Annotated in this window: 8 protein-coding genes; 7 read left to right on the top strand and 1 reads right to left on the bottom strand. The window is 57.9% G+C overall.

Going from position 1 to position 6332, the window contains the following annotated elements; all coding sequences use genetic code 11:
* Window positions 1–377 precede the first annotated feature (377 nt).
* Window positions 378–803: an HIT domain-containing protein gene (locus HCU66_RS24585; protein ID WP_205890994.1), complete on the top strand. Its 426-nt coding sequence runs from the start codon at window positions 378–380 to the stop codon at window positions 801–803.
* A gap of 3 nt (window positions 804–806) precedes the next feature.
* Entirely contained in the window at window positions 807–1013 is a 207-nt protein-coding gene (locus HCU66_RS24580; RefSeq protein WP_205890993.1) for a SlyX family protein, read from the top strand.
* A gap of 60 nt (window positions 1014–1073) precedes the next feature.
* On the opposite strand, the gene HCU66_RS27345 is transcribed toward HCU66_RS24580, so the two are convergent.
* A complete protein-coding gene (locus HCU66_RS27345) occupies window positions 1074–1676 on the bottom strand; it encodes a cold-shock protein (protein ID WP_205890992.1) in 603 nt (200 codons plus the stop codon).
* 430 nt (window positions 1677–2106) lie between these two features.
* Between HCU66_RS27345 and HCU66_RS24570 the strand changes: the two genes are divergently transcribed.
* From HCU66_RS24570 to ruvC, 5 genes are all read left to right on the top strand, one after another.
* On the top strand, window positions 2107–2442 hold the full coding sequence (locus HCU66_RS24570) for a ribbon-helix-helix domain-containing protein (protein WP_205890991.1): 336 nt from the start codon (window positions 2107–2109) through the stop codon (window positions 2440–2442).
* A 132-nt stretch (window positions 2443–2574) separates the two neighbouring features.
* Window positions 2575–2796: an FmdB family zinc ribbon protein gene (locus HCU66_RS24565; RefSeq protein WP_010457489.1), complete on the top strand. Its 222-nt coding sequence runs from the start codon at window positions 2575–2577 to the stop codon at window positions 2794–2796.
* Window positions 2797–2918: 122 nt separating this feature from the next.
* A complete protein-coding gene (gene aspS / locus HCU66_RS24560) occupies window positions 2919–4694 on the top strand; it encodes an aspartate--tRNA ligase (RefSeq protein ID WP_205890990.1) in 1776 nt (591 codons plus the stop codon).
* Window positions 4695–4814: 120 nt separating this feature from the next.
* Window positions 4815–5561: a YebC/PmpR family DNA-binding transcriptional regulator gene (locus HCU66_RS24555; protein ID WP_205890989.1), complete on the top strand. Its 747-nt coding sequence runs from the start codon at window positions 4815–4817 to the stop codon at window positions 5559–5561.
* A 237-nt stretch (window positions 5562–5798) separates the two neighbouring features.
* The gene (gene ruvC / locus HCU66_RS24550) at window positions 5799–6323 is read left to right on the top strand and encodes a crossover junction endodeoxyribonuclease RuvC (protein WP_018926500.1); all 525 of its coding nucleotides are present in this window, start codon (window positions 5799–5801) and stop codon (window positions 6321–6323) included.
* Window positions 6324–6332 lie beyond the last annotated feature (9 nt).

The raw sequence follows: 6332 nt of genomic DNA, 5'->3' as shown, positions 1-6332 counted from the left end.
GACAACCAAAAACGTTACCGGTTCACCCCGCCAGTGAGTAATTGGCGGATGCTGACGCACTCAGCGTAGACGTGTTGTACGGTTTTGGTGCAAAAAATTTCATTTCCTGTACCGAATTCACACAATGGCGCTTTGCCGTGGATTCGAATGGTACGTTGTCTATCGGCCATTTCAGCATTTTTGTGTAACGGCTGGCTCTTCCATGGTGCGTCCCCGATCAAAATGGCCCATGTCAGGGCGCCCGAAAGGTGGTGCAGGCGGCAGTTCGTCGTGAAGCGTGGAGCGTTCGCAGGTATGCTGCCGTCCTGTCGCTTGGGGCGCCGCCTTTCGGTGGGGGCGCTAAGCTGAAAAAAGATGACCAGACGGGAGTGTGCGCTGTGTTCGCTTTAGATCCACGACTTCAACAAGACACGTTGCCGATCGGCGATTTCCCGCTCTGTCGGCTGCTGTTGTCCAATGATTCAAACTACCCCTGGTTCATCCTCGTGCCACGCCGCGAGGATATCAGTGAAATATTTCAGTTGGATGGCGCAGATCAACAGCAGCTGTGGCGGGAAACGACTGAACTGGCAGAAATCCTCAAGGACTCGTTCGATGCGGACAAGTTGAACGTCGCGGCCCTGGGTAACGTCGTCAGTCAGTTGCACGTGCATGTGATTGTGCGCAAGCAAGAGGATGCCGCCTGGCCAGCCCCGGTCTGGGGCAAACAGCCGGCCAAGCCGTACAGTTCGGAGCAGATCGCGGCGATTCGCGAGCGGTTGCGTCTGGTGTTGACCGATGATTTCACGTTTCTGGAGGGTTGAGTCATGAGCCTGGAAGAGCGCGTTACCGATCTGGAAAGCCAGTTGGCGTTTCAGGATGACACCATCCAGACATTGAATGATGTGCTGGCGGCGCAGCAACAGGCGGTTGAGCGGTTGCAACTGCAAATGACTGCGCTGCTCAAGCGGCAGGAGGAAATGGTCGGCCAGTTCGAGTCCTTCGAAGAGGAGGCGCCACCGCCGCATTACTAAATAACAGGTCATAAAAAACCGCGAACAGCCTGGCTGTTCGCGGTTTTTTTTAGCCTTGGATCAGCGACGCGGCAGGGCGGCGATCACATCTTCGGCTTGCAGGCCTTTGTCACGATTCATCACAGAAAACTCCACACGCTGGCCTTCCACCAGAACACGGTGACCTTCACCGCGAATCGCCCGGAAGTGCACGAAAATATCATCGCCGGAGTCACGGGAAATAAAGCCGAAGCCTTTGGAGGTGTTGAACCACTTGACGGTGCCAGTATCGCGGTTGCTCATGTCATAGCTTGGCGAGGCGGCGGCCGGTGAAGATTTGTAGAAGCTGATGGCCAGGTGCAGAAGAACGGCGATCAGGGTAACGACCAGGCTGAACAGAACGGCAGGTTGACCGGCGATGACAGGCATCGGGGCGATCAGCGTCAGGGTTTGCAGTACGACGGCCAGAACCAGCAAGGCGCTGACCAGGTTTTGCAGTTGATGACGCGGGCCTTTGTTCCAGTAAGGGATAACAGGCGCGAGGGTGAGGTTGAGCAGGCCGAAAAAGGCCAGGTACAGCGCATCGGGTTGTTGCAGGTAAGGTAACGCTTCGGATCGCAAGCTAGGGATGAAGGACAGCAGCAGGGCTGCTGCGCCCATTAGCAGGTGGACGATTTTCAACATTTTGATTAACTCACGTTAAGACGGATCACAAGGAAGAGCGGATGGGGCACGGTTCGCTTCAGAACAATAAGAGGCGTTGGACACGTACCCGGTATCAGCCTATGCGCAGCCCCCGGAAAATAGGCGGTAGCGACACACTGCCTATTTAACAGCAAAGCTCGCGGCTACTCAAATCAGGCAGTCCGGCGGTGCTTTAGGAGGGTAATAGGGGGCAGTCGGGATCAATTGCCTGTCTGTTGGATGACATTGCGTCCGTTGTCGTAGGAAATCGTCAGGCCTAGGACCCGCTCCATGATCGTCCCTACATTGTCGGCTTATCCTACGTTGATGGTCATAAAGTCATCTGGATATGCCTCTGCGCCTGCGCTTTTATAAGGAAACAGAATATGGCCCTTACAAGCGGCAAGGATGACAAAGGAGTGTCAACGGTATGGTTCAGGAAGACAGACGAAGCGAGGGGAGGATCAGCCCATTCAAGGAGGTAAGGATTGATTCATTCGTCAGCGAACTCGATATGGGGCTGGCTCAGCCATTCTCCCGGTCAGTGCGTTTGAATGGGTTTGCGACCTGTTTGCGGCTTGAACAGGTCTATTGGGATATTTTGGGCGATATGGCCAGGGTCAATTGCTGTTCGGTCAGTGCGCTGTTGTCCCATGTGGACCGCGAAGTGCATTTGCGTCATGGCGGGGTGAAGAACTTCACCGGGCTGGTGCGGGTTGTCTGCGTCGTGCACAGCCTGAAGGAGGGTTGCCTGGCCATGGCTTGACGAGAGCGGCGGACAGAGTGTCGGTCTGTGCAGTCTTACGGCTGCACAGGCTGCATTTAATGGATATAATCCCGCTCTTTGCCGCAAAGCCCTGCATGCGCGGTAGCAATCTGATCGCCGAGACAACCCCCCATGCCGATGTACGACTACCAATGTGCTTCCTGTGGTCATCAGTTGGAAGCCATTCAAAAGATCAGCGCAGCACCGCTGGTCGACTGCCCTGCCTGCCAGGCGCCAGAGCTTAAAAAGATGCTGTCCATGCCGGGCTTTCGCCTCAGTGGCACCGGCTGGTACGAAACCGACTTCAAGACCGGTTCCAAGAAAAATCTGGCCGGTGGCGACAAAGCTGACTAGGGCCAGGCGCCCGGGTTGAACGACACGCGCGAGCTCTTGCATCATCTGGCACCTTATTGAAGTGCGGTGGTGCGGCAAGATCTCCACCCGAATTTCGAATTACGAGAAGTGAAACCACTACCATGATGCGCAGCCATTATTGCGGCCAACTGAACGAAAGCCTGGAAGGCCAGGAAATTACCCTTTGCGGATGGGTCCACCGTCGTCGTGACCATGGCGGGGTGATTTTCCTCGATATCCGTGATCGTGAAGGTCTGGCCCAGGTGGTGTTCGACCCGGACCGCGCTGAAACCTTCGCCGCCGCCGACCGCGTGCGCAGTGAATACGTGGTCAAGGTCACCGGTAAGGTGCGCCTGCGTCCGGCCGGTGCCGTCAACGCCAACATGGCTTCGGGCATGATCGAAGTCCTGGGCTACGAGCTGGAAGTGTTGAACGAAGCGGAAACCCCGCCGTTCCCGCTGAACGAATACTCCGACGTCGGCGAAGAAACCCGCCTGCGTTATCGCTTCATCGACCTGCGTCGCCCGGAAATGGCCGAGAAGCTGCGTCTGCGTTCGCGCATGACCACCAGCATCCGTCGCTACCTGGACGAGAACGGCTTCCTCGACGTCGAGACGCCGATCCTGACCCGTGCGACTCCGGAAGGCGCGCGCGACTATCTGGTCCCAAGCCGTACCCACGCTGGTTCTTTCTTCGCCTTGCCGCAATCGCCGCAGCTGTTCAAGCAACTGCTGATGGTTGCCGGCTTCGATCGCTACTACCAGATCGCCAAGTGCTTCCGCGACGAAGACCTGCGTGCCGACCGCCAGCCGGAATTCACCCAGATCGACATCGAAACCAGCTTCCTCGATGAAAAAGACATCATGGGCCTCACCGAAGGCATGATCCGCAACCTGTTCAAGGAAGTGCTGGGTCTGGAATTCGGTGATTTCCCGCACATGACCTTCGAAGAGGCCATGCGTCGTTACGGTTCCGACAAGCCAGACCTGCGTATTCCGCTGGAACTGGTGGACGTTGCCGACCAGCTCAAGGAAGTCGACTTCAAGGTGTTCAGTGGCCCGGCCAATGACCCGAAATGCCGTATCGCCGCCTTGCGCGTTCCAGGCGGGGCGAGCATGCCACGCAAGCAGATCGACGATTACACCAAGTTCGTCGGCATCTACGGTGCCAAGGGCCTGGCGTACATCAAGGTCAACGAGCGTGCTGCCGGTGTTGAAGGTCTGCAGTCGCCGATCGTGAAAAACATCCCGGAAGCCAACCTGAACGTGATCCTCGATCGCGTCGGTGCAGTCGATGGCGACATCGTGTTCTTCGGCGCCGACAAAGCCAAGATCGTCAGCGAAGCCCTGGGCGCGCTGCGGATCAAGGTCGGTCACGATCTGAGCCTGCTGACCTGCGAATGGGCACCGATGTGGGTCGTCGACTTCCCGATGTTCGAAGAGAACGACGACGGCAGCTTCAGCGCCTTGCACCACCCGTTCACCGCGCCGAAGTGCACTCCTGAAGAGCTGGAAGCCAACCCGGCTGGCGCTTTGTCCCGTGCCTACGACATGGTCCTGAACGGCACCGAGCTGGGTGGCGGTTCGATCCGTATCCACCGCAAGGAAATGCAACAGTCGGTGTTCCGTCTGTTGGGTATCAACGAAGCGGAACAGGAAGAGAAATTCGGCTTCCTGCTCGACGCCCTGAAATATGGCGCGCCGCCGCACGGTGGCCTGGCCTTCGGCCTGGACCGTCTGGTGATGCTGATGACCGGCGCCCAGTCGATCCGTGAAGTGATCGCCTTCCCGAAAACCCAGAGCGCCGCCTGCGTCATGACTCAGGCTCCGGGGCTGGTGGATGCCAAGGCACTGCGCGAACTGCACATTCGTCTGCGCGAAGCGCCAAAAGCAGAGTAAGGCTGACCGCAAAGGCGCATCCTGTGGGATGCGCCTTTTCTTTAGGTCGAGATTTTTTTATTGCTGGCCGACACTGAATGCGTGGCGGGCAATGTTTCAAAGAGACATACGGAGCGAGTTATGGCAGGTCATTCCAAGTGGGCGAACATCAAGCACCGCAAAGAACGTCAGGATGCCAAGAGAGGCAAGATCTTCACCAAGTGGATCCGTGAACTGACCGTTGCGGCCCGTCAGGGTGGTGGCGATCCGGGCTCCAACCCGCGTCTGCGTCTGGCGCTGGACAAGGCCCTGGGCGCAAACATGAGCCGCGACATCATCGATCGCGCCATTGCCCGTGGTACCGGCGCGGCCGATACCGATGACGTGGTCGAGCTGACCTACGAAGGTTACGGTCCAGGCGGTGTAGCGGTGATGGTCGAATGCATGACCGACAACCGCAACCGCACCGCGGCGGCTGTTCGCCACGCGTTCAGCAAGTGCGGCGGCAACCTTGGCACCGACGGTTCTGTGGCTTATCTGTTCGAACGCAAGGGGCAGATCAGCTTCGCGCCGGGCGTCGATGAAGATGCGCTGACCGAAGCAGCTTTGGAAGCCGACGCCGATGACGTGGTGACCCACGAAGACGGTTCGATCGACGTTTTCACTTCGTTCACCAGCTTCTATGCTGTGCGTAACGCTCTGGAAGCGGCTGGTTTCAAAGGTGATGACGCGGAAATCGTCATGCAGCCGACCACCAGTGCCGAACTGGACCTGGAAGGCGCCGAGAAAGTTTTGAAGCTGATCGACATGCTTGAAGACCTGGATGACGTGCAGAACGTCTATTCCAACGCCGACATTCCAGAGGCGGTGGCCGCTCAGCTAACCTGAATGCTACGCCCTCATTGTAGGAGCTGGCTGTNCAACGCCGACATTCCAGAGGCGGTGGCCGCTCAGCTAACCTGAATGCTACGCCCTCATTGTAGGAGCTGGCTGTAGGCGCTGGCTTTGTAGGAGCTGGCTTGCCAGCGAAGAGGCCCTTGAGCTTGTGCAATTCTTGAGGCCGCCTTCGCTGGCAATCCAGCTCCTACAATTTCCTCGGACATTCGCACTAGCTTCGCAGGCGTTATGACTTTAATTCTTGGTATCGACCCCGGCTCGCGTATCACCGGTTACGGCATTGTTCGCGATACTGGCCGTGGTTGTGTTTACGTGGCATCGGGCTGTATTCGCACCGGTGCTGGCGAGTTGCATGAGCGTCTGCAGATCGTCTATCGCGGCGTGCGTGAGATCATTCAGACTTATGGCCCAGTCACCATGGGCATCGAAAAGGTGTTCATGGCGCGCAACGCCGACTCCGCCCTGAAACTGGGGCAGGCCCGTGGCGCGGCGATTGTCGCCGGCGCTGAAGAGAGCCTGGAAATTGCCGAGTACACCGCAACTCAGGTCAAACAGGCCGTGGTCGGCACCGGCGCCGCCAATAAAGAGCAGGTGCAAATGATGGTCATGCACATGCTGAAACTGACCAGCAAGCCGCAAATCGATGCCTCGGATGCCCTGGCCATCGCGATTTGCCACGCTCACACCCGTTCCAGCCTGCTGCCCCATGGTCTGGGCGCGGCACGCAGTCGTGGCGGGCGCCTGCGTCTCTGATAGCATCAG

The organism is Pseudomonas frederiksbergensis (genome assembly GCF_017114915.1).
GTDB classification, from domain to species: Bacteria; Pseudomonadota; Gammaproteobacteria; order Pseudomonadales; family Pseudomonadaceae; genus Aquipseudomonas; species Aquipseudomonas frederiksbergensis_I.
Note: the sequence above shows the minus strand (reverse complement) of the source record. Positions and strands in the feature narration are given on the sequence as shown.